Source organism: Ancylobacter sp. TW_SC_1 (assembly GCF_056836805.1).
The window spans coordinates 3,592,924-3,614,532 of record NZ_CM166365.1; the positions used below are offsets into that span (position 1 = coordinate 3,592,924).

26 protein-coding genes and 1 pseudogene are annotated in these 21,609 nt (G+C 67.4%); 8 read left to right on the forward strand and 19 right to left on the reverse strand.

Annotated features, from left to right (window positions below; all coding sequences use genetic code 11):
* Nucleotides 1–97: 97 nt before the first annotated feature.
* The 3 genes from AC1PZ7_RS16850 to AC1PZ7_RS16860 form a co-directional block, all read right to left on the reverse strand.
* The gene (locus AC1PZ7_RS16850; RefSeq protein ID WP_482356356.1) at nt 98–445 is read right to left on the reverse strand and encodes an ArsC family reductase; all 348 of its coding nucleotides are present in this window, start codon (nt 443–445) and stop codon (nt 98–100) included.
* A 182-nt stretch (nt 446–627) separates the two neighbouring features.
* The gene (locus AC1PZ7_RS16855; RefSeq protein WP_482356357.1) at nt 628–849 is read right to left on the reverse strand and encodes a YMGG-like glycine zipper-containing protein; all 222 of its coding nucleotides are present in this window, start codon (nt 847–849) and stop codon (nt 628–630) included.
* Between the two features lie 109 nt (nt 850–958).
* A complete protein-coding gene (locus AC1PZ7_RS16860; protein ID WP_482356358.1) occupies nt 959–1,285 on the reverse strand; it encodes a hypothetical protein in 327 nt (108 codons plus the stop codon).
* A 250-nt stretch (nt 1,286–1,535) separates the two neighbouring features.
* Here AC1PZ7_RS16860 and AC1PZ7_RS16865 point away from each other — a divergent pair, with 250 nt between their 5' ends.
* Nucleotides 1,536–2,357, forward strand: a complete 822-nt coding sequence (locus AC1PZ7_RS16865; protein WP_482356359.1) for a quinoprotein dehydrogenase-associated SoxYZ-like carrier — start codon at nt 1,536–1,538, stop codon at nt 2,355–2,357.
* Between the two features lie 149 nt (nt 2,358–2,506).
* Here the strand turns inward: AC1PZ7_RS16865 and AC1PZ7_RS16870 are convergent, their stop codons facing one another.
* The 9 genes and pseudogenes from AC1PZ7_RS16870 to AC1PZ7_RS16910 all read right to left on the reverse strand — a co-directional run bounded on the left by AC1PZ7_RS16870 (nt 2,507) and on the right by AC1PZ7_RS16910 (nt 9,730).
* The gene (locus AC1PZ7_RS16870; RefSeq protein WP_482359663.1) at nt 2,507–2,947 is read right to left on the reverse strand and encodes a hypothetical protein; all 441 of its coding nucleotides are present in this window, start codon (nt 2,945–2,947) and stop codon (nt 2,507–2,509) included.
* Nucleotides 2,948–2,978: 31 nt separating this feature from the next.
* Nucleotides 2,979–3,662, reverse strand: a complete 684-nt coding sequence (locus tag AC1PZ7_RS16875) for a hypothetical protein (protein ID WP_482356360.1) — start codon at nt 3,660–3,662, stop codon at nt 2,979–2,981.
* A gap of 14 nt (nt 3,663–3,676) precedes the next feature.
* Nucleotides 3,677–4,822: a pyrroloquinoline quinone biosynthesis protein PqqE gene (gene pqqE, locus AC1PZ7_RS16880; protein WP_482356361.1), complete on the reverse strand. Its 1,146-nt coding sequence runs from the start codon at nt 4,820–4,822 to the stop codon at nt 3,677–3,679.
* Nucleotides 4,819–5,900, reverse strand: a pseudogene (gene pqqC / locus AC1PZ7_RS16885) (pyrroloquinoline-quinone synthase PqqC). The gene pqqE and the pseudogene pqqC overlap by 4 nt, the downstream one beginning before the upstream one ends.
* Entirely contained in the window at nt 5,861–6,799 is a 939-nt protein-coding gene (gene pqqB / locus AC1PZ7_RS16890; RefSeq protein ID WP_482356362.1) for a pyrroloquinoline quinone biosynthesis protein PqqB, read from the reverse strand. The pseudogene pqqC and the gene pqqB overlap by 40 nt, the downstream one beginning before the upstream one ends.
* Before the next feature lie 38 nt (nt 6,800–6,837).
* Nucleotides 6,838–6,915 carry a pyrroloquinoline quinone precursor peptide PqqA gene (gene pqqA / locus AC1PZ7_RS16895; RefSeq protein WP_144343266.1) on the reverse strand — a complete coding sequence of 26 codons (78 nt, stop codon included), beginning with the start codon at nt 6,913–6,915 and terminating at the stop codon, nt 6,838–6,840.
* Nucleotides 6,916–7,110: 195 nt separating this feature from the next.
* Complete coding sequence (locus AC1PZ7_RS16900) at nt 7,111–7,800, reverse strand: response regulator transcription factor (RefSeq protein ID WP_482356363.1); 690 nt, start codon at nt 7,798–7,800, stop codon at nt 7,111–7,113.
* Nucleotides 7,797–9,416: a sensor histidine kinase gene (locus tag AC1PZ7_RS16905; RefSeq protein ID WP_482356364.1), complete on the reverse strand. Its 1,620-nt coding sequence runs from the start codon at nt 9,414–9,416 to the stop codon at nt 7,797–7,799. The genes AC1PZ7_RS16900 and AC1PZ7_RS16905 overlap by 4 nt, the downstream gene beginning before the upstream one ends.
* 104 nt (nt 9,417–9,520) lie before the next feature.
* Nucleotides 9,521–9,730, reverse strand: a complete 210-nt coding sequence (locus tag AC1PZ7_RS16910) for a hypothetical protein (protein ID WP_482356365.1) — start codon at nt 9,728–9,730, stop codon at nt 9,521–9,523.
* A gap of 498 nt (nt 9,731–10,228) precedes the next feature.
* Between AC1PZ7_RS16910 and fae the strand changes: the two genes are divergently transcribed.
* Entirely contained in the window at nt 10,229–10,735 is a 507-nt protein-coding gene (gene fae / locus AC1PZ7_RS16915; RefSeq protein WP_482356366.1) for a formaldehyde-activating enzyme, read from the forward strand.
* 234 nt (nt 10,736–10,969) lie between these two features.
* Here the strand turns inward: fae and AC1PZ7_RS16920 are convergent, their stop codons facing one another.
* Genes AC1PZ7_RS16920 through AC1PZ7_RS16935 form a run of 4 tightly spaced genes read right to left on the reverse strand, consistent with a single transcriptional unit; the run spans nt 10,970 to nt 13,975 of the window.
* Nucleotides 10,970–11,686 (reverse strand): ABC transporter ATP-binding protein, encoded by a 717-nt coding sequence (locus tag AC1PZ7_RS16920; RefSeq protein ID WP_482356367.1) that lies wholly within the window; start codon nt 11,684–11,686, stop codon nt 10,970–10,972.
* Nucleotides 11,683–12,432 (reverse strand): ABC transporter permease, encoded by a 750-nt coding sequence (locus AC1PZ7_RS16925; protein ID WP_482356368.1) that lies wholly within the window; start codon nt 12,430–12,432, stop codon nt 11,683–11,685. The genes AC1PZ7_RS16920 and AC1PZ7_RS16925 overlap by 4 nt, the downstream gene beginning before the upstream one ends.
* A gap of 5 nt (nt 12,433–12,437) precedes the next feature.
* Nucleotides 12,438–13,448, reverse strand: a complete 1,011-nt coding sequence (locus tag AC1PZ7_RS16930) for an ABC transporter substrate-binding protein (protein WP_482356369.1) — start codon at nt 13,446–13,448, stop codon at nt 12,438–12,440.
* Nucleotides 13,445–13,975, reverse strand: coding sequence for a DUF3280 domain-containing protein (locus tag AC1PZ7_RS16935; protein ID WP_482356370.1), 531 nt, complete (start codon nt 13,973–13,975; stop codon nt 13,445–13,447). Before AC1PZ7_RS16935 ends, AC1PZ7_RS16930 begins: the two co-directional genes overlap by 4 nt.
* Nucleotides 13,976–14,247: 272 nt before the next feature.
* Between AC1PZ7_RS16935 and AC1PZ7_RS16940 the strand changes: the two genes are divergently transcribed.
* From AC1PZ7_RS16940 to AC1PZ7_RS16965, 6 genes are all read left to right on the forward strand, one after another.
* Nucleotides 14,248–15,507 carry an ABC transporter substrate-binding protein gene (locus tag AC1PZ7_RS16940; protein WP_482356371.1) on the forward strand — a complete coding sequence of 420 codons (1,260 nt, stop codon included), beginning with the start codon at nt 14,248–14,250 and terminating at the stop codon, nt 15,505–15,507.
* Between the two features lie 26 nt (nt 15,508–15,533).
* A complete protein-coding gene (locus AC1PZ7_RS16945) occupies nt 15,534–16,520 on the forward strand; it encodes a PQQ-dependent catabolism-associated beta-propeller protein (protein ID WP_482356372.1) in 987 nt (328 codons plus the stop codon).
* A 42-nt stretch (nt 16,521–16,562) separates the two neighbouring features.
* Nucleotides 16,563–16,988 carry a cupredoxin domain-containing protein gene (locus AC1PZ7_RS16950; RefSeq protein WP_482356373.1) on the forward strand — a complete coding sequence of 142 codons (426 nt, stop codon included), beginning with the start codon at nt 16,563–16,565 and terminating at the stop codon, nt 16,986–16,988.
* Between the two features lie 94 nt (nt 16,989–17,082).
* The gene (locus tag AC1PZ7_RS16955; RefSeq protein ID WP_482356374.1) at nt 17,083–17,889 is read left to right on the forward strand and encodes an ABC transporter ATP-binding protein; all 807 of its coding nucleotides are present in this window, start codon (nt 17,083–17,085) and stop codon (nt 17,887–17,889) included.
* On the forward strand, nt 17,886–18,740 hold the full coding sequence (locus tag AC1PZ7_RS16960; protein ID WP_482356375.1) for an ABC transporter permease: 855 nt from the start codon (nt 17,886–17,888) through the stop codon (nt 18,738–18,740). Before AC1PZ7_RS16955 ends, AC1PZ7_RS16960 begins: the two co-directional genes overlap by 4 nt.
* A 59-nt stretch (nt 18,741–18,799) precedes the next feature.
* Nucleotides 18,800–19,426, forward strand: coding sequence for a hypothetical protein (locus AC1PZ7_RS16965; protein WP_482356376.1), 627 nt, complete (start codon nt 18,800–18,802; stop codon nt 19,424–19,426).
* A gap of 3 nt (nt 19,427–19,429) precedes the next feature.
* Here AC1PZ7_RS16965 and AC1PZ7_RS16970 read toward each other — a convergent pair whose 3' ends face one another.
* The 3 genes from AC1PZ7_RS16970 to AC1PZ7_RS16980 all read right to left on the reverse strand — a co-directional run bounded on the left by AC1PZ7_RS16970 (nt 19,430) and on the right by AC1PZ7_RS16980 (nt 21,608).
* The gene (locus AC1PZ7_RS16970) at nt 19,430–20,026 is read right to left on the reverse strand and encodes an HXXEE domain-containing protein (RefSeq protein ID WP_482356377.1); all 597 of its coding nucleotides are present in this window, start codon (nt 20,024–20,026) and stop codon (nt 19,430–19,432) included.
* 100 nt (nt 20,027–20,126) lie between these two features.
* Nucleotides 20,127–20,711 (reverse strand): PQQ-dependent catabolism-associated CXXCW motif protein, encoded by a 585-nt coding sequence (locus AC1PZ7_RS16975; RefSeq protein WP_482356378.1) that lies wholly within the window; start codon nt 20,709–20,711, stop codon nt 20,127–20,129.
* Nucleotides 20,712–20,732: 21 nt separating this feature from the next.
* Nucleotides 20,733–21,608, reverse strand: a complete 876-nt coding sequence (locus tag AC1PZ7_RS16980; RefSeq protein ID WP_482359664.1) for a substrate-binding domain-containing protein — start codon at nt 21,606–21,608, stop codon at nt 20,733–20,735.
* Nucleotide 21,609: the final 1 nt, after the last annotated feature.

Genomic DNA, 21,609 nt, shown 5'->3' on the forward strand with positions numbered 1-21,609 from the left:
AGCGGAGCGGGGAGCCGGGATCGCCCTCCATTCTGGTAGCGGTCCCGGATCGGCCAGACGGCCGTCCGGGATGACGGCCCAAAAGGCGCCCCGCCCCTCAGCCGAACTGCTTCGCGTAGGCTTCCGGCTTGAAGCCGACCAGCAGCGTGCCGTCGACGTCGAGCACCGGCCGCTTGATGAGCGAGGGCTGCGCCTGCATAAGCGTCAGCGCCCTGGCCGCGTCGATATCGGCCTTCTCCGCATCGGAGAGCTTGCGGAAGGTGGTGCCGGCGCGGTTGAGCAGCACCTCCCAGCCGACCTTGCCGGCCCATTCCTGAAGATGCGCCGCGTCGATGCCGGACGCCTTGTAGTCGTGGAAGGCATAGGCGACGCCGTGCGCATCGAGCCAGGTGCGCGCCTTCTTCATCGTGTCGCAGTTCTTGATGCCGTAGATCGTGACCGTCACCGTCGCCCCCGTTGGGATGCCGCGTGGTCTCTCCTAGCGCCCGCTCAACCGACGCGAAAGGGCGGCGGACAGCAAACGGCCGTGCTTCCGAGTCGGAAGCACGGCCGTTGCTGGTCAAAAAGCGCACCGGAAGCTCCGGCACTGCCTCCGGGCGATCAGCGCGCCGGAAACCTCAGCGGAGATCAGTTGGCGGTCGCCGCGCCGATGGCGCCACCGGCCACCGCGCCGATGCCCGCACCCCAGGCCGCGCCCGTGCCGCCGCCGGCGATGCCTCCGATCACCGCGCCGGTGCCGGCGCCGATCAGCGCGCCCGTGCCGGTACGGCGCTGGGTGTTGGAACAACCGGCCGCGATGAGCGCGACAACAGCGACAACCGTGAGCTTGACGGCAACAGACTTGGACATTCGGGCACACCCCCAGTTTGATTCACTTGCACATTACCGCCGGATGCGCGGTCCTACAATCGCACCACGCTAGGTATCATTGCGGAGCATATCCGCCCTTCCGCTACCTTTAGCGCCAGGTACGGACCCAGCGGCCGGGCTCATAGACCCACTGGCCGCGCCGGAGCACCCAGCGCGGGCCGACGAACTCGAAGCCGCGGCGTCTCTCCTCCCAGTGGCCGGCCGTCCACACCCAGCCGCGGCGCGGCTTCCACGCCCAATGGCCGGGCACCCAGGTGTAGCCCCGGCGCGGCGCCGGGCGCGGCTCGCGGCGCGGCGCCGGCGGCCGGCTGGTCGGCACGGATTGCGCCTGCGCCTCCGAGAGCCCCGCAGCGCCAAGCGGCACGGCCAGAAGGGAAGCGGCGACGGCCTTGAGCAGAGAACGGCGCGAGAGCATGGCAGGGCATCCTGATGAAGAGCGTAGCGGCACGGATTCGTCCCGAACATCGCATTGGCGCGGCCGGTCAGGAAGCCCGGCGCTGCCGATGCGATGCTCGAGCAAAATGTTAGAGCCCCAGCGGTGCACGCGCACCGCCGGGGCGCGTCAATGTGATCGCGTTTTCGTGCCTGCAATTTCACGCCGTGCAGGTGTATGATGCCGAGCAACCGCCGGACGCTCAACGATCCGACGGGCCCGGGAGGTACCCATGCATCGCAAAATACGCCTGATCCTTGCCGTCGCGCTGTTCTCCGCCCTGGCCGTCAACGCGGCCGCGGCGCAGGAGCCGGGTGCCGACGAAACCTGGAAGGCGCTCAAGCCGGACGTGTTCGGCGAGCGCGCCATCGAGGAGTCGAGCCCGCTCATCCGCCTCACCGCCCCCACGCGTGCGGAAGACGCCGCCATGGTGCCGGTCGAGATCGAGATCGTGCTTCCCGAAGGCGATCCGCGCACCGTCACCAAACTCTCGCTCATCGTCGACGAGAACCCCGCCCCGCTCGCCGCTACCTTCACCTTCGGCGGCGCACGCCGCGACCTGACGCTCGGCACGCGGCTGCGCGTGAACTCCTATTCGTTCATTCGCGCCATTGCGGAAACCAGCGACGGCACGCTGCACATGGCGGCGCGCTATGTGAAGGCCTCGGGCGGCTGCTCCGCCCCGGCGATGAAGGACGAGGAAGCGGCGCTGAAGAATCTCGGCCAGCTCAAGCTGAAATCGGTGAAGGCCGACGGGCTGAGCGACCCCAGCAAGGCGAGCCGCGTCTCGCAGCTCCAGCTGATGATCCGGCACCCCAACTATTCCGGCCTGCAGATGGACCCGCTCACCCGCGCCTATATCCCCGCCAAGTTCGTCGACGACATCGAGGTCAAGCAGGGCGACGAGCTGATCTTCTCGATGACCGGCGGCATCTCGCTGAGCGAGGATCCGGCAATCCGCTTCACCTACCAGCCGACCGGGCAGGAGATTCACGTCGACGCCGCCGATACGGACGGGAGCACGTTCAAGGGCGAATTGAAGCCGGCGGGCTAGCGCCGATGGCGGGCTGGCGATCGCCGCCCGGTGCCGAGACAACAATGCCCGGGCAGGACCCGGGCATTGTCACGTTCAGGCATCGTCAGGCTCGGGCACGGATGCGCCGCTGGCGCGCCCGCCCCGGCTCGGCAGAAGCAGGTCACTTCTCAGTAGAAGCAGGTCACTTCCGCTTCCGCCTGCGCCCGGTGCAGATCGGCGACGATGTCGCGGAATATGCCGGTGTTGCGGAACAGCTCGGACTGCTGCCCGGTCACCTGCCCGACGCTGAGGATGGTCTCGGCCTCGACATAGCGCTCATAGGGCAGGATGGTCGCGATGGTGTCGATCGAACAGGAGCACTTCTCCAGCGCCTGTCGCGTCTGCCCGTTCGCCGCCATGCAGCCGAACACGTAGTCGGCGCGGGCAACCGTGGGATAGTCGTTGATCAGGCCGGAACCGGGCGTCGACGGCGTCGGCTTGCTCGCCCCGGCCGTCACGCCCGGCGCGAGGCCCGGCGACAGGGTGGAAGACTGGGCCGCCGCCGCGCCGGCGCCGAGCGCCACGGCCAGCAGCGCCCCGGCGGCCACCCGCGCGGCCTTCCTCGTCAGATCCTTCATGGCTGTCCTCCCGGCTGGCCGCCTATTTCGCCGCCGGTGCCGTGGTGGCGCCGGTGAACGTCAGGCTGGTCTCGATGATGTTCGAGGTGCCGTCCGCCTTGGGCGTGACGACGTCGATGGAATAGAGCCCCCCAGGCACCGCGTCGGAAAAGAGGAACTCGTAGCGGCGCCCGGCCAGCTCCAGGAGCTTTTCCTTGTTCGGGTCTTCGGCGAAGGGACGCAGGGAGAGCTTCCAGCCCTCGACTTCCTTGCCGTCATAGGAAAAACGGGCCGGCTCGACCGTGCCGGTGGCGAGGTGATCGCGCACGCGGTTGCGCAAATAGTACGGGCTGCCCTGGCTGAGCTGCGCCATCTCCTTCACGTCGCGTTCGAGCAGGATCAGCGAGATCGGGTTGCCGTTCAGCGTGGGGAACGGCCCTGCCTCGCCCTCGCGCGCGCCGCGCCGGATGACCACCTCGGCGATGCGCTTGGCGGGATCGTCCGCCGGCGCCGTGACCTTCATCGCCAGCGTCTCGTCGAAGCCCTCGCCGAGCTTGGCCTCGGCGGTGACGTGCTTGTAGGCGTAGTTCAGCGTCGTGCCGGGCTCGACCTTCGACAGATAGGGCGTCTCGAAGAAGAGCTGGCTCCCCGTCGGCGCCGCCCAGACAGCGCTGGCGCAGACGAGGGAAAGAACGACAGCGGCGCAGCGGGTCGCCAAACGCAACATAACGGCACTCCTGGTCAATTGGCGCGGTCCGGCTGCGCGTAGCGCCGGTAGTCATATTCGTCGGCACCCGTCGCATCTGCCTCGGCGAGCGCCAGCAGGTGGGCGTGCAGCGACGACTTGTGGCAGGCCGGATCGGTGGCGGCGGCATCGCCGGCGATCGCCATCGCCTGGCAGCGGCAGCCGCCCCAGTCGATTTCCTTGCGCTCGCAGCTCTTGCACAGATCCGGCATCCAGTCGGTGCCGCGGAAGGCGTTGAAGGCGGGCGAATTCAGCCAGACATCGCCCAGCGAGTGCTCGCGCACATTCCAGAAATCGAGGCTGGGAATGGTCTCGGCGGCATGGCACGGCAGCACCTTGCCGGACGGCGTGACATTGAGCGACTGGCGGCCCCAGCCATTCATGCAGGGCTTGGGGAACTTGGCGTAATAATCTGGCACCACCGCGTCGATGGTGAGCGTGCCCTTCAGCCGGGCGCGGGCCTCCTCGACGACGTCGAGCGCCCAGAACACCTGATCGCGGGTCGGCATCAGCGCGCCGCGGTTGCGCAGCGCCCAGCCGTAATATTGCGAATGGGCGATCTCGATGCGCCGGGCGTCGAGCTCCAGCGCCAACTCGATGAAGGTCGGGATCTGGTGGATGTTGGCCCGGTGGATCACCGAATTGATGGTGAGCGGCAGGCCGAGCCGGCGCACCTCATGCGCCACCGCGATCTTGCGCTCATGCGCGCCGCGAAAATTCGAGACCTTGTCGGTGATCTCCGCCGTCGCGCCCTGGAACGAGAGCTGGACATGGTCGATGCCGGCATCCGAAATCGAGCGCAGGCGCTCGGCCGTCACGCCCACGCCGGCGGTGATGAGATTGGTGTAGAGCCCGACCTCGACGCAGTGGCGGATCATCTGCTCGAGGTCGCGCCGCGCCGTCGGCTCGCCGCCGGAGAGGTGGACCTGCAGCACGCCGAGCTTGGCCGCCTCGGAGAAGACGCGCAGCCAAGTCTCGGTGTCGAGCTCGACATTGCGGCGGTCGAGCTCGACAGGGTTCGAGCAATAGGGGCATTGCAGCGGGCAACGATGGGTCAGCTCCGCCAGCATGCCATAGGGCGCCGGAGGCGCCGGACGAACCGGCGCCTCGCTGTGGGCCGCAGGCTGCGCGATCACATTCATGATGCGGCATCCCCTATGATCGGCATTGCGACCTCGATCATCCCCTTCTCCACCAGCCCGGCGAGAAAGGCGTCGACGTCACTCGCCACCCGCGCACGGTCGACGGAAAAGGCGCTCGCCAGTTCCTCGACAATGGCGTCGATCGAACGCGCGCCGTCGACCTTCTTCAGAATCTCGACGGCGACCGGATCCGGATTGAGCACCCGCTCGGGCGCCAGCAGCACCCACTGCCCGCGCGCCTCGTCATGGCGCAGACGGACGCCACGCGCGAGCTTCGGAATGCCGGTCGCGGCGAGTGTCGCGGTCATCGCGTCTCCTTGGGGACGAAGGCCCCCGGATAGGCCATCTTCGGATCGACATAGGCGAAATAGAGCGCGTCGAGCTGCACCCAGAGCACGTCGCACTTGAATTCCAGCGCGCGGATCGCGGCTTCCTGCTGCTCCGGCGTGCGGGCATGCTGCTTGACGTAGTCGAGCGCGAAATCGGCATCGCGCGGCGCCTGCGTCAGGCGCTTGTCGAAATAGGCCAGCGTCTCCTTCGAGACGAAATCATAGTTCTTCAGCATGCCGGCGACACGCTCGCCGATGATGCCGGGCGAGAACATCTCCGTGAGCGAGGAGGCGATCGCCTCCAGCAGGCTCTTCTCGCGCACGAAGTGGACATAGGCATCCACCGCGAATTTCGTGGCCGGCAGCAGGCCCGCGAGCGAGGTCACGTAGTGGCGGTCGAGGCCGAGGCTGTCGGTCAGCACCAGCCAGCGGGCGATGCCGCCCTCGCCTTCATGGTCGCCGTCATGGTCGACGATGCGCTGGCGCCAGACGCGGCGCAGCTCGGGCTCCTCCATCCGCGCGAGGACTGCCGAGTCCTTCACCGGGATCATCGCCTGGTAGTAGTAGCGGTTGAGCGCCCAGGCCTGCACCTGTCCGAAATCCAGCTCGCCACTGTGCAGCAGCTTATGGAAGGGATGCAGGCTGTGATAGCGCCGGGTACCGACATCGCGCAGGCGCTTTTCCAGTTCATCGGCCGACAGAAGCGTGGTCATAGGGCAATCTCCATCCCATCTTGAGCGATTTCCCATCCGGCTTTATTCGCCGTTATCCGCTCTTCTGAGTCATCAACGAGCACCGGATTGGTGTTGTTGATGTGAACATAGATTTTTCGTCCGACTTTGATGTTGCGCAAAGCCTCGATCGAACCGAGCGCGCCGGACATCGACATATGCCCCATGCGCGCGCCGGTCTTGGTGCCGACGCCGGCACGGATCATCTCGTCGTCGCGCCAGAGCGTGCCATCGAACAGCACGGCATCGGCACCCTCCAGCCGCTGGCGCAGCGCATCGGTCATCGTCGCGCAGCCGGGAATGTAGAGAACGCGCTTGCCGCCGGCGCGCAACTCGACGCCGATGGTCTGCTCGCCCTCCATGTCGGTGACGAGGGCGCCCTTCTCGGCCTGTTCGCGCGCCTCGAGATAAAGCGCGATCTTGCCGGGCACCGGGAAGATCGTGGCGCTGACGCCCTCGACCAGACCGAAAGAGGAGCCGAGTTCGACCGGCCGACGTTCGACGACATCGGCCGCCAGCACGTCGAACGCGCTGCTCGCCGCCAGAACGCCGTGCACCGCCGGCGTGGCCAGCAGGGTAAAGGGCTGCGCCTCGCGCAGGCTCAGCAACCCGGCGACGTGATCAATATCGGCGTTGGTCAGAAGCACGGCGCCGAGCGGCGAATGGCGCAGGCCGATCCGCGGGTGAAGCGCCGGCACCGCTTGGATCTGCGCCAGAACCTCCGGCGCGCAATTGACCAGCGCCCAGTGCTCGCCATCGGCAGTAACGGCAATCGAGGCCTGCGTCCGGCGGCGCACGCGCGGATCATTGGCCCATGCAAGCGAACAGACCGCGCAGCGGCAGTTCCACTGGGGGAATCCACCGCCTGCGGCCGAGCCCAGCACGACGAGCCTGAAGCGGGACGGGGACGTGTCCATCGGCAAAGCGATTTTCGCGCCAACCCGCCCCTTTAGGCTCAGAAATCAGCCGGATAGTAGGCGTTGACTTCCATGCCGACGCAGACTTCGACGATACGCGGAGTGGTCCAGGCCATATCTTCCTCCTCGATTTTTCAACCCCTTTTTACTTCATAAGAAGATCATAAGAGGTTGCGTTGATTTGCGGTTATTACACCACGCCAGTAATGTGGTGATCATTTTCGTCTTCGTCAAGAAAGACCTGATCATCCTTCCGTCAGGTGGACATTATACCAAAAACCATCAGCGAAACGTTCACCATTCTCAGCGGATCAGTCGGTCTCCACATCAAGCATGAAGCCGCGCCCGCGCACGGTGACGATCGGGTGCCCGCCATTGGGCAGGGCTTCGGCGAGCTTGTGGCGGAGATAGCCGACATAGACATCCACAACATTGAGCGAGGCGCCGCCATGCCCCGCCCACAGCGCGGCGAAGATGTCGGCGCGCGAGAGCGGCTCGCCGGGATGACGCATCAGCAGCGCCAGCAACTCCACCTCGCGCTCGGTCAGGCGCACGCGGGAACCGCCGAGCTGCGCCTGACGCGTGTCGAGATCGAGCGAGAGCGTACCGACGGCCAGCGTGCGCGGCTCGCCGTCGGCATTGCTGCGCCGCAGGGCCTGCACCTTCACCCGCGCCAGCAGTTCCTCGAAGGCGAAGGGCTTGACGATGTAGTCGTCCGCCCCGGCCATCAGCCCCTCGGTGCGCTCGTTCACGCTGGAGCGGGCCGACAGCATGATGATCGGCGCGGTCTGCCCGCCGGCGCGCAGCGCCTTGCACACCTCGATGCCGGAGCGACCGGGCAGCATGACGTCGAGGATGATCGCGCCCCACGCCTTGCCGTTCGCGGCGCGCAGCGCCTCCTCGCCGTCGCCGACCAGCTCCACCGCATAGCTTTCCGAAGAGAAGCCGCGTCGCAGCAGGGAGCCGATGTCGGGATCGTCCTCGACGATCAGAATGTTCACTGGGCCGCCTCCAACGTTGCGTCAGGCACCGGAACGGGCAGGCGCACGGTCACGCAGGTCCCGCCCCGCACCGCGCCGTCTCCGGTGCCGCTGTCTATCTCGATGCGACCACCATGGCGATCGACGATCCATTTCGCCAGTGCCAGCCCGATTCCGAAGCCGGTGCCCTCGCGCGTGCCGGCGGTACCGCGCCAGAAGCGCTCGAATACATGCGGCAGTTCGTCCGGGGGGATGCCCGTTCCGTGGTCACGAACCCGGATCGCCACCTCGTCGCCCTCCCGCACCGCCTCCAGCCGAACGGTCTCGCCCGGGGGCGAATGGCGTACCGCGTTGGCGACCAGCCCGTCGAAGGTCTGGCGCAGCCAGTCGCGGTCGGCATCGACGGCGAGGTCCTCCGAGGTGCAGGCGATCTCCAGCGTCAGCCCGGCGGCACGGGCGATCGGCTGCATGCTTTCGCGCACATCGGCGAGAAGGTCGGAGACCAGGAACAGCGAGCGATCGAGCTCGATCTGCCCGCTCTCGGACCGGGCGATGCGCAGCAGGTCCTCGACCCGGCGGTGCAGCCGCCGCGCGCGCGACTGGATGACCAGCAGCGCCGCGCGCAGATCCTCCTCGCGCGGCTGCACCGGGCGCAGCGTGATCTCGACCTCGCCGAGAATGACGGTCAGCGGCGTGCGCAGTTCGTGGCTCACATCGGTGAAGAAGCGCCGCCGCGCCAGATCGACACTCTCCAGCCGCGTATTGGCGGCGCGCAGTTCCGCCGTCCGGGCATCGACGATCTCCTGCAACTGCTTCTGCGCCGCCACCAGCCGCCCCTCGCGCCGCGCCAGATGCGCCGCCATGCGGTTGAACCGCACCATGGCGAGGCTGAGCTCGTCATGCCCGGTGACGTTGACGCGGGTATCGGAGCGCCCGCGCGCAATGTCCGCCGCGGCGGCGGCCACGTCGGCGACGCGGTTGACCAGCGAACGGCCGAGCCGATGGTACAGCACGACCGCGAGCAGGCAGGTCAGGACAAGACCGATCAGCCCCCAGCGGATAGTGCGCTCGCGGACCTGGTGAACCGCCGTCTGCGCCGCGTGCGCCGCGGCACGCTCCTCCTCCATCGCCTGGGTGAGCGGACTGCCGAAGCCGGCGGCGAAAACGTCGAGCACGACGCGCACATGGGTGGGCGCGTCCGGCTGGGTAAGCGCGGATTCGACCTGACGGTTGAGCACGTCGAACTGGGCCTTCAGGCGCGCCAGCGTGCGGCTGCGCGCGGCCATGAGGGTACGCTGCTCCTCGTCCTGGAAGCGCTGCACGTCATCGGCCAGCGTGCTCTCGAAACGCTCGAAGGCGCCCAACGTGGCGCGGCGCGCCGTCCCCAGCGCCTCCTGCGTGCGGGCATTGGGCTGCTGCGCGGTCTGCAGCGCCATCAACGCGTAATCGCCGATGCGGCCGGAGATCGCCGACAGCAGTTCCAGACGGTTCTGGGCGGACACCAGCCGGTCGAGCTGCGTGTTCGCCGCACCGAGCGCAACGACGAGCAGAATCGTCGACGCGACGGTGACGAGCACCGCCACCGACAACAGCAGCGCCATGCGCGCCCTGAGCGACGAGAACAAGCCACGCCCCATGCCGTCCCACCGGATTTCGCCATCTCAGATCGATGGCGCGCCGATGATTCCACGGACGCGGCGGCCGCGCACGCTGCGCTGCAGCAGAATGTGCCGGCGGCCGGTCAGATCTCGCGGCCGACCGAGCCGGAGGGCGCGCAGCGCCACTTCGTGACCTTCCACTTGGGGTGCGTCTCGCTCCATTCGGCGATGACGGGCAACGCCCCAATCATGCACTGGGCGGGCGCGGGCGGGCGCTCAAGGCCAACGGAAACGGCTTCCTCGCGGCACATGCCGGGATTCGCGAAGAGGCAGACGGACAGAATGAGCTCCATAAAGTGTTCCTCAGGGCGTGAGTCCAAGCCTCGCCCGAGCGTTTCCCGCAGTACCTCGCCCTGATCTCATACGCCGCCCGCGGCAGTTGGATCAGTCCGGCCCCATCAAGCCGCAGTGCAGCAAAAAGCGGGCCATCCTATAAATATGACGGAGGCCGGGGGTTGCGCACCATAAAAAATCGTCGACGGAAGGTTTTCTCTCCCTCCTCGCCGGCGCCCCTGCCATTTTTTTGACCATGCCGCCATATTCCGCAACGCAGAGGCCGGCTTGCGGCCGCGACAAGAAAGCATGGGGCAAGCGCGTGCCCGAGCGTCACACGAACGAAGAATCCCTTGCGGATAAAGAGGAAGCGGGCCTAGTCTCTCGCTCGTAACGTGTCTGGTCGCGCTATCGGGCCAACCGGTTTGGTTCCCAAACGCTGCAACAAAGATAGCCGGGACATCGCAGAGGGACAGTTCCTGCCCCTTGTCGTGCAACCCCGTTCTGGGAGGATTTAGATGGCCAAGATCAACAAGGTACTTATCGGCGAATCGCTGGTGGGCGACGGCAACGAAGTCGCTCACATCGACCTCATCATCGGGCCGCGTGGCTCGGCGGCGGAGAGCGCCTTCGTCAACGCGCTGACCAACAACAAGGACGGCTTCACCTCGCTGCTCGCCGTCGTCACGCCGAACCTGCTCGCCAAGCCGAACACCATCCTGTTCAACAAGGTCACCATCAAGGACGCCCGCCAGGCCGTCCAGATGTTCGGCCCTGCGCAGTATGCGGTCGCCAAGGCCGTGGTCGACAGCGTTGCCGAAGGCGTGATTCCGGAAGACGAAGCCGACGACCTGTTCATTTCGGTCGGCGTGTTCATCCACTGGGAAGCGGCCGACGACGCCAAGATCCAGAAGTTCAACTACGAGGCGACCAAGGAAGCCCTGAAGCGCGCCGTCGACGGCGAACCGAAGATCAAGGAAGTCCTTGCTCAGGCCGCCTCGGCCAAGCACCCCTTCGCCGCTTAGATCGGAAGCAACCCTGGGCAGACAACAGCTCCGCCCGCGGCCCACTATCCGAAGGGCCTGCTCCAGCGGTTGGCGGCGATCTTCCTCAACAAGTGACGGTGGCTAGCCGCCGTCGCTTGCGCCACGGAGCCGGCGGGCAACCGCCTTCTCCTGCCCACAGAATGCTCATTGGCCCGGGGCTTCGCGCTCCGGGCCTTTTTCTTTTGCGGCATTCGGGCTTTCCGGGGTGGCGGCTCAGCCGACGGCGCCGATGGCACGGCGCCATTCGTCCACCCGCTCCGGCACCGCGCGGTCCTCGCGCGAAAGGCTGAGCGCGACATCGCGCGCGATACGCACCGGCGCGCCTTCCAGCACGACGATGCGGCTCGCCAGTTCCACCGCCTCGCGGCTGTCATGCGTGACGAACAGCACCGTCGCCGGGCGCCCGGCCAGCAGGCGGCGCAGCAGGTCGCGCAGGCGCTCGGCGCCCGCCTCGTCGAGCGAGACGAAGGGCTCGTCCATCAGCAGCACGTCGGGTTCGATGGCGAAGGCCCGGGCCAGCGCCACCCGGCGCTGCTGGCCGAGCGACAGCCGCTCGGGATAGGCATCGGCGAGTTCCGCCAGCCCCACCTCCGCCAGCATGGAACGCGCCCGGCGCCGGCCTTCCTCGCCGGAGGGAAGCGGCAGCGCGACATTCTCCAGCACCGTCCGCCACGGCAGCAGGCGCGGGCTCTGGAAGGCATAGGCGATGCGCGGCCGGCCCTGCCCGAAGCGGACCGCGCCGCGATACTGCCGGTCGAGCCCGGCGACGATGTTGAGCAGCGTCGTCTTGCCCAGCCCCGAGGCCCCCAGCAGCACGAGGAACTCGCCCGCAGCGACATCGAGACGGAAACCGCGAAAAATCTCTCGCGCCGGCGTCCCCGCCTGGGCGGGAAAACGCTTCTCGCTTATGTCGATGGCGATCGCGCTCATCGCCGCCACCTGTTGGCCCGCCGCTCCCAGGGCTGTAGCAGGCCGATCTCGATGACCTGCACCACCGCCGTGAAGACGAGCGCATAGGCCAGGATGGCGGCGACGTCGAAGAGCTGGAACGCCGTCTGCAGCTCGAAGCCGACACCGTTGGAGCGGCCGAGCAGCTCCACCACCAGCACGATCTTCCAGGTCAGCGCCAGGCCCGAGCGGGCGCTGGCGGCGAAGAACGGCACGAGCTGCGGCAGTGTGACGTGGCGCAGCGCCTTCAGCCGCGGCAGGCGGTAGACCTGCGCCATCTCGTCGAGGTCGCGCGACAGCGCCACCGCCCCCTCGCGCATCGTCACCGCCACATTGGGGATCTTGTTGATCGACACCGCGGTGATCGCCGCCACCTCGGTGAGGCCGAACCAGACATAGCAGAGGATGATGACCACCAGCGCCGGCAGGTTCAGCAGCACCACGACCCACGGGCCGAACAATTCGTTCAACGCAATGGAGCGGCCGAGCGCGATGCCGACGGCCGAGCCGACCGCCATGGCGATGAGGAAGCTCGCGGCGACACGGGCGAGCGTGATGGCGATGTTCTCCGGCATGACGCCGCTGCGCGTCGCCCGCACGGCCGCCTCCAGCACGGCGGGCGGTCCGGGCAGCAGCGGCGAGGCCACCCACAGCGCGGCGAGCTGCCAGAACAGCAGCAGCGCCAGCAGCGAGCCGGCAGTGATAACCAGACGCAGGGGCGTCGACACCCGCCCTACTCGCCAACCGGGCCGAACAGCGAACGGTCGAAGCCGGGATTTGGCCCGACGAGTTCCGGCCCGCCGATCTCGGCCAGCACCTGATAGAGCCTGGCGCAGGAGGCCCTCTCGGCCTCGCCGAAACTGCCGGGAATGCCAGCACGGTAATAGCCCCGCAGGCGAACGAACTCCGCCTCGTCCGCCGCCTGCATCAGCGGGCGCAGGCGCTCCCACGCGGCGTCATCGCTCGCCAGAACGCGGTTCGCCGCCGCTGCGGCGCGCAGGAAGGCGGCGATCGCCGCGCCCCTCTCCGCCATCACCGCATTGCGCCAGACGAAGCCGACCAGCGGCGGCGCCGGCTCGATGCCCAGCCCCTTGATCACGTCCTTGACGTCGAGCAGACGGCGGAAGCCGCGTGCGTCGAGCCGTGCGGCATAGGGCCAGAAGGTGAGCACCGCATCGACCCGCCCGAGCGCGAGCTGCTCGGTGACGAGCGGCGCGGCGCCGAAGACCGGCTCGGCGACGCCGGCGAGGTCGTCGCCGGTCTGCGCCTTGAAATAGGCGCGCAGCAGCAGCCAGCTCTTGTCGAGCGCGCCGCCGGCGACGCCGATCTTGCGGCCGCGCAGATCCGAGAGGCCCCTGACCGGCCCGTCGGCGGCCACCATCACCGCGCCGAGCGCGTTGGAGAACGGCGCGAAGCGCATGGGCTCGCCATCGGAGGTGCGGCGCATGGCCCACAGCCAGTCGCTGACGATCAGGTCGACATCGCCCGCCTGCAGCGCCACCGTGGTCGCCTGCCCGCTGGCCAGATCGACGCTCTCGACAGCGAGGCCCTCGCGCGCGTCGAAGCCTTCCGCCCGGATGGTGTCGATCAGCCAGTTGAGCGTGCCGAACTTCAATGTGCCCATACGCAGCCGCAGCGCCGGCTCCTGCTGGGCGCGCAGCGCCGACGGCAGCGCGGCGAGGCCGGCGGCGCCCAGCAGCAGCGCGCGGCGCGAGAGCCGCGCGGCGATGGCGGTGGTCGTCATGGCGCGGCCTTCCCGGTGAGCGGTGGATCGAGCAGTCGGTTGCGCACGAGATAGGAGACGCCGCGCTGCCAGGATTCATCCGTGTTGTTGCGGATGTCGACGCTGCCGGCGCGCAGCACCCGCCCGGTCGCGACATCGCGAAGCTGGAAGTTGATGTTGAGGATGAGGTTGGAGACCTTCTGCACCAGGCCGATCACCTCGATGTCGGCGCCGAGCGCGCGGGCGACCTTCAGCTCGCAGCTGTTGCAGTTGCGGATGGGCGAGATGTCGTCGATCCGCGCCCGCTCGGGAGCGAGATCGGCCACGTCGTAGCCGGCCTCGCGCAGCCGGCGCCGCATCTCATCGCTGATGAGCGCCAGACGGTGCAGTTCCTCCGGCTTGGGGCCGCGAATGTCCGCCTCCCCGCTGGTGTCGAACAGCTCGAAGTCGAACACCGCCACGCGCGTCGCCGCATGCGCACCGGCAGCGAAGACGGCGAGACCGAGCGTGAGAATGACGGCGCCGCCGATACGGCCAAGAGCTCTCATTGCGTATTGCCTCTCCGGGCGAACTTGTTCCCGCCTGGAGGCAATCATATCGCCAAGAAGTCCTCCCGCAAGCCACCGGGAAAAAGTTCCCGATTTCTTTACATGCGTTATGCTTTGAATAACGTCAGCGTTACATTTTCTTATTAGTTTCTTATGTTCGCTATTTTATTGAATGCTTGATTTTGATTGCGTAGAGTTTTCCCACGGCGACAGAGAAAAGTTCCGAAGACGTTCGTCCTGAACCAAGACACAAGCCGTGGGATGGAATGCCGATGAAACGGATGGCAGGCGCCGCCGGCGCGATGCTGATAGCGATGGCATGCGTGGCGAGCCCCGCGCGGGCGCAGGATGCCGGCTCATCGACCCCTGCCTCTCCCGCCGCCCCGGCCTCCCCGCCGCTCGCGGCAAAACCGGCGGCGGCGATTGGCCCGGAGCAGACCTTCCGTATCGGCGTGGTGCGCCAGCTTCCCGAGCCGCCACCATGGATCGCCCCGCTGCAGATGCCGCCGGATGACCTCGGCATCGCCGGCGCCGAGCTCGGCATCCGCGACAATCTCACCAGCGGCCGCTTCCTCAAGCTCGACTACAAGCTCACCCGCGAGATCGTCCCGACCGACGGCGATCCGCTGCCGGTGGTGCAGAAGCTGGTGGACGAGGGAAATCGCTTCATCCTGCTCGACGTGCCGGCCGGGCAGGTGCTCAAGATCGCCGACGCGTTCAAGGGCACCGACGTCATCTTCATCAATGTCGGCGCCACCGACGACCGGCTGCGCCAGCAGGACTGCCGCGCCAACGTGTTCCACATCGCCCCGAGCCGGGCGATGCTGGCCGACGCGCTCGCCCAGTTCCTCGTCACCAAGCGCTGGCGCAACTGGTTCCTGATGGTCGGGCGCACCGACGACGACAAGCTCTATGCCGATGCGGTGCGTCGCTCGGCCAAGAAGTTCGGGGCCAAGATCGTCGCCGAGAAGACCTGGGATTACGGGCCCGACGCGCGCGCCACCGCCCAGTCGGAAGTGCCGCGCGGCACGCAGGTCGGCGAATACGACATACTCGTGGTGGCCGACGAACTCGGCGAGTTCGGCGACATCCTGCCCTACAACACCTGGCTGGCACGCCCGATTGCCGGCACGCAGGGACTGATGCCGCTCTCCTGGCACCCGACCATGGAGAACTGGGGCGCCTCGCAGCTGCAGAGCCGCTTCTTCAAGCAGTCCAAGCGGATGATGCAGCCGCTGGACTTCCAGATGTGGCAGGGCACCTTCGCCATCGGCTCCGCCAGCCTCAAGACCCGCAACAGCGACCCGGCCAAGGTGAAGGCGCAGATGCTTTCGCCGGACTACGACCTGCCGGTGTTCAAGGGCGTCGCCGCGAGCTTCCGCGGCTGGGACCACCAGCTGCGCCAGCCGATCCTGCTCACCCACGCCACCAACACGGTGACGCTCTCGCCGCAGGCCGGTTTCCTGCACCAGAGCTCGCCACTCGACACGCTCGGCTTCGACCGGCCGGAGTCGGTCTGCAAGTTCCAATAAGATCAATTAGTTGCCAGGAGGAAACGATGAAGCGCCAGATCATGCTGTCCACCGGCTTGGCCGCCCTTGCCGGGCTGCTGCTGGTCGACACCCTGCCGGCCCAGGCCAGCCCACGTGCCTTCGTCTCGAATGAGCGCGACCACACGGTGAGCGTGCTCGACATGGAGACGCTCAAGGTCATCGACACCATCAAGACCGGCCGCCGCCCGCGCGGCATCATCGCGAGCCCGGACGGCAAGCTGGTCTATGTCTGCGTTTCCGATGACAACCGCGTCGAAGTCTACGACGCCGCGACGCTGAAGCTGGTGAAGACGCTGCGTTCGGGACCGGACCCCGAGCTGTTCGTGCTGCACCCTTCCGGCAATCCGCTCTACATCGCCAACGAAGACGACAACATGGTCACGGTGGTGAATGTCGAGAACAACGACCTGATCGCCGAGATCCCGGTCGGCGTCGAGCCGGAGGGCATGGGCATCAGCCCTGACGGCAAGTACATGGTCAACACGTCCGAGACGACCAACATGGCGCATGTGGTCGACACCTCGAACAACGAGATCATCGAGAACATCCTCGTCGATTCCCGCCCGCGCATCGCCGAGTTCACCAAGGACGGCAAGCAGCTGTGGATCTCGGCCGAGGTCGGCGGCACGGTGGCGGTGGTCGACCCGGCCACCTGGAAGATCGTCAAGAAGATCTCCTTCAAGATTCCCGGCGTCGCCGACGACGCCATCCAGCCGGTCGGCGTGCGCATCACCAAGGACGGCTCGAAGGCCTTCGTCGCCCTCGGCCCGGCCAACCATGTCGCGGTGGTCGACGCCAAGACGCTCGAGGTCGAGAAGTACCTGCTCGTCGGCCAGCGTGTCTGGCAGCTCGGCTTCACCCCGGACGAGAAGTTCCTGATCTCCACCAACGGCAACTCGAACGATATCTCGGTCATCGATGTCGACAACGAGAAGGTCACCAAATCCGTCACCGTCGGACGCGCGCCCTGGGGCGTGGTCGTGGTGCCGTAAGCTCAACACGATCAATCAGACAGACAATTCGGAGGACATGCCATGAAGAAGCACATCATCATCGCCACGGCCGCGACGCTCGCCCTCTCCGGCCTCGCCTATGCCAAGGGCGACCTCACGCTGAAGCCGACCGAGCTGGAAGAACTGGCGGTCGGCACCGGGGACTCCGGCTTCGGCGTCTCGCAGACCAAGTACGAACTGGAAACCGGCAAGGCCTACACCCTCACCATCAAGGCCACCGGCAAAAAGCCTTGCGCCTTCCAGGCGCCCGGCCTGTTCCAGAACATCTTCCTGCGCAAGGTCGAGGCCGGCGGCATGGAGATCAAGGCCGTCCACCTCACCGAGCTGGAGTTCGAGGAAGAGGGCGAGGCCGAAATGTTCTTCGTGCCGATCAAACCCGGCACCTATCCCTGGTATTGCAAGGGCATGGAAGAGCGCGGCATGAAGGGCGAATTCATCGTCAAGTGACGACGCGGTCCGGCTTATTTTCCCTCTATACTCCTCGTGAACACTGTCCCCGGCTAACCCCGGGGACTTTTCTTCTCTCGACGCGGGAGACGCCATGCCGGCCCAGACTCGCGATATCCTTCCTCGCGATACCCTGCCTCCCGATGCACCGGATGGCGCCGTGCCGGCGCTGGCGGTTCGCGACGTCACGCACGCCTTCGGCGCGCGCAAGGCGCTGGACGATGTCAGCCTCACCGTTCCGACCGGCAGTTTCACCGCCCTGCTCGGCCCCAACGGCGCGGGCAAGACCACGCTGTTTTCGCTGATCACCCGGCTCTACAACAACCGCAGCGGCGCGATCCACGTCCTCGGCCACGACGTGCGGCGCGAACCGGCGGCGGCGCTGAGCAAGCTCGGCGTGGTGTTCCAAGCCCGCACGCTCGACCTCGAACTCTCCGTCCTCGACAACCTGCTCTACCACGCCACCCTGCACGGCATCGGCTTCCAAGCCGGACGCCGCCGGGCGATGGAGCTGCTCGAACAGGACGGCCTCGCCGACCGCGCCCGCGACAAGGTGCGCAACCTCTCCGGCGGCCAGATGCGCCGGGTGGAGATCGTGCGCGCGCTCATGCACCGGCCGCGCCTCCTGCTGCTCGACGAGCCCACCGTCGGGCTGGACATCGCCTCGCGGGCCGCACTGGTGGCCCAGGTCCGCAGTCTTGTTGAGAATGAGAGCATCGGCGTGCTGTGGGCGACCCATATCATCGAAGAGATCGCACCCGGCGACCGCGTCGTCGTGCTGCATCGCGGGCGGATCCGCGCCAGCGGAACCTATGAGGAAATACTGGCGGCGGCGGAAAGCCCCGATCTGTCGGCCGCCTTCCTGCACCTCGTCGACGATGCGACGGAGACGGCCGCATGAGCCCGCCCTCCGGCACGCCCTCGCCCCGCTTCCGCCTGCCGCTCGCGGGCTATCTCGTCGTCCTCGTCGGCATCTGCTGGCGCGAGGGGCTGCGCTTTCTCAACCAGCGCGGCCGCTTCCTCTCGGCGCTGGTGCGCCCGCTGGTCTGGCTGTTCATCTTCGCCGCCGGCTTCCGCTCCGTGCTCGGCGTCTCCATCATCCCGCCCTACGACACCTATGTGCTCTACGAGGTCTATGTGACGCCGGGGCTGGTGGCGATGATCCAGCTATTCAACGGGCTGCAATCCTCGCTGTCCATGGTCTATGACCGCGAGGTCGGGGCGATGCGCATCCTGCTGGTGAGCCCCTATCCGCGCTGGTACCTGCTGGTGTGCAAGCTGGTCGCCGGCATCTGCGTGTCTCTGCTGCAGGTCTATGCCTTCCTGTTCATCGCCTGGTTCTGGGAAGTCGAGCTGCCGCCCATCGGCTATCTCGCCGTCCTGCCGGCGCTGATGCTCACCGGGCTGATGCTCGGCGCCATGGGCCTGCTGATGTCCTCGCTGTTCCGGCAGATGGAGAACTTCGCCAGCGTGATGAACTTCGTCATCTTCCCGATGTTCTTCACCTCCTCCGCGCTCTACCCGCTCTGGCGGGTGCAGGAGAGCAGCCTGCCGCTCTATTACATCTGCAATTTCAACCCGTTCACCTATGCGGTGGAGTTGATCCGCTTCGCCCTCTACGGCCAGTTCGATCCGCTGTCCGCACTGGTCGTCGCCGGTTGCGCCGCCGTGTTCCTTGCCGCGTCGATCCTGGCGTATGATCCAGCCGCCGGAGTGATGGCCCGTCGCGGCGGACCGGACAGCGCCAAATGAGCCGGCCAAACAGAAACGGGAGCCAATGCGCGCCCGAACAATTGCCCGAGGAAACGCCCATGCCCGCTCTCCCCTTCCGTGCCCTGCGCATCGTCGCCACGCTCGTCCTGATGGCCTGCGCCGCGCCGGCCCTCGCCGCCGCCCCGACCGGCGGCCTCTGGCCCTGCATCCAGCGCAAGGTGCCCGAACTCGCCGCCGGCCAGATGTGGTCCGGCCCCTCGATCGACGGCCTCAACTGGCAGGGCGACCGCGAGGTGGCCGAGTTGGTGCCGGTGCTGGTGGCGCAGCGCACCCCGGTCGAGGATGCGACGTCGCGGGTCGAAGTCTTCGCCGGCAAGCTGGGGGCCGACAAGAAGGAGCGCCTCACCCTGCTCTTCGCCGGCGTGTTCGACCAGATCAACGCGCGGCGCAGCCGGATCATCAACGGCATCGAGCGCTATGCGCAGCACCAGATCGAGCTGTCCAAGCGGATCAAGGACGAGAGCCTCGCACTCGCCAAGGCCAAGAAGGCAGCCACGACCGACGAGACCAAGGCCAAGGCCGCGGAGATGGAACGGCAGCTGCTGTGGGACACCCGCATCTACGATTCGCGCCACCAGTCGATGACGGCGGTATGCGAGAGCCCGGTGCTGCTGGAGCAGCGCGCCTTCTCCCTCGCCCGCAGCATACAGGGCGCGATGGAGTGAGGTTCAGCCGCGCCGGCGCAGCGCCCTGAGCCGAAGCGCGACCTGACCGATGATGGCGAGGTGCAGCGCGAGCGCACCCGCCAGCGCCCCGGCATGGAAGCGCCAGTCGACGCCCGGCTGGCGGGCGACCACGACGATCGTGGCGAGGCTGAGCGGCAGGAACAGCGCGAGCGCCGTGACCAGGCCCGGATTGTAGACGCCGAGCCGAATCCGCGCGCCGACATGGGTGAGCGCGTTCACCAGCATGGCGTAGGGCGCGACGAGACCATAGCCGGCGCCGCACAGCAGGGCGGCGTAGAGCGCGCCCAGATTCAGTCCCCAGACCACGCCGACATTGATCACCAGCACGGCGGCGACCGACAGTGCCTCGCGGCCGCCGAAGACCATGTGATTGGCGAAGCGGCGGAAGCGGTCGCTGGCATGCTCCTCGAGCTGATGCAGCATGTAAACCGGGCTGTGCAGGAAGATCAGCAGCAGCGGCAGGGATGCCGAGACGGCGATGAAGGGCGCCGCCGCCAGCAGCGCGCCGGCCATGAAGCCGGCGCCGGCCACCCAATGGCCGGCGAGCCACGCCGCCAGTCGTCCGCATCGTTCCCGCATGCGCGCAGGATAACCCGATTCAGCGCCCGGATGTCAGCGCTCCAGGCCACGGCGGCGCGCAAGGCGCCTCACAGGAACGGCGCCTCACGGGAGGGGCGTCTCACAGGAAGGGCATGGCCTCGTCGAGCGGCAGGCCAGCCTTGGCCCAGCCGTCGCTGCCGGCCGGATACCAGGTGACATTGGCATAGCCGTATTCGAGCGCGCGACGCGCGGCGTTCCAGCTCATCCAGCAGTCGGTCTGGCAGTAGAACACCAGCGCGGCGTCGCGGCGTCCCTCGGTGAGGCTGGCCAGGCTGTTGCGGAAATAGGCGTCCACCTCGGGGTGGAGCGCGCCATAGCCGACATTGGGCAGCCACACGCTGCCCGGCAGGTGATCGCGCCGCTTGTCGCGCCAGATCGTGCCGGCGGGAAGATTCGCCGGCTTCACGTCGCGCGGCATGACATCGACGAACAGCGCCGCCTTGTCGCGCCACAGCCTTTCGGCCGCCCCCGTATCGATCACATGCGCGCCGCGCAGCGTCGCCGGCGTCGGCGCCCGGTAGACGTCCATGCGGTAGCCGTCCGGCTCCGGCACGGGGGTCTCGCCCCGGCCGGTCGAGGGGCCGAAGGCGAAGAGCACCACCGCCAGCCCGGCGATGCCGAGCCAGGCGAGACGCCGAAGCGACGGTTCGGGACGGGTGCTCATCGCCTCCTCCCCTCCCCGTGCTCAGGGCGCCTGTTCGATCGGCCGGTCCTGGCCATCGAGCAGCGGCACGCCGTAATCCAGCAGGATGCGGTTGATCGCGCCCTGCTCCTCCTTGATGAAGGCGTTGAGCTGGTGCTTCCAGTTCAGCTCGCCCGGGCGGATGCCGAAGGTGATGCGGTAGACGAGCGAGGGATCGCCCTTCTCCTTCACCAGCGGCACTACCGACAGCTCGATCGGCGACTTCTTTGCGTAGTAACCGCCGATCGGCCCCCACAGGATGCCCGCGTCGATCTCGCCCGCGTCGAGATCGGCGATCATCGCCTCGGCCGGGCTTTCAAAGCGCCGGTCGACCATCAGCGCATAGGGACGCGCCAGCGGCATCAGCCCGTTTCGGGTCAGCAGGTCGCCCGGCGGCGAGCCGGCGACGACGCCGATCCGCCGGCCCTTCAGCCGCGGGTCTTCCAGCGTGTCGACGCCGGCGAGGTCACCGTCCTTCTTGGTGAGCAGCACCCAGGCGGAGCGGTAATAGGGGTTGGTGTTGAGCACCGGATCGCCGCCGGCGACATAGCCCATCACCACGTCGCACCGCTTGGCGCCGAGCGTCATGCGGTAGAAGCCGGTGGCCTGAGGAAACCAGGTGTAGTCGAGCGGAAGGCCGAGCTTCTCGGCCATCAGCTCGGCGATCTTGTTCTCGAAGCCCTGCCCTTCCTCATTGGTGAAGGGCATGTTCGCGGGGTCGGCGCAGACCCGCAGCGTCGAGCGGTCGACAAGGTCGGCCACCTGGGCCGCCGCCGGAGCGGCGGCAAGGGTGACGACGAGTGCGGCGGCAGCGGCGGCGAGCGTCAGGCTCCCCGCCGCGTCGCCGCGTCCGCGCCTTCCCGCCGAGCGGCGCGCCATG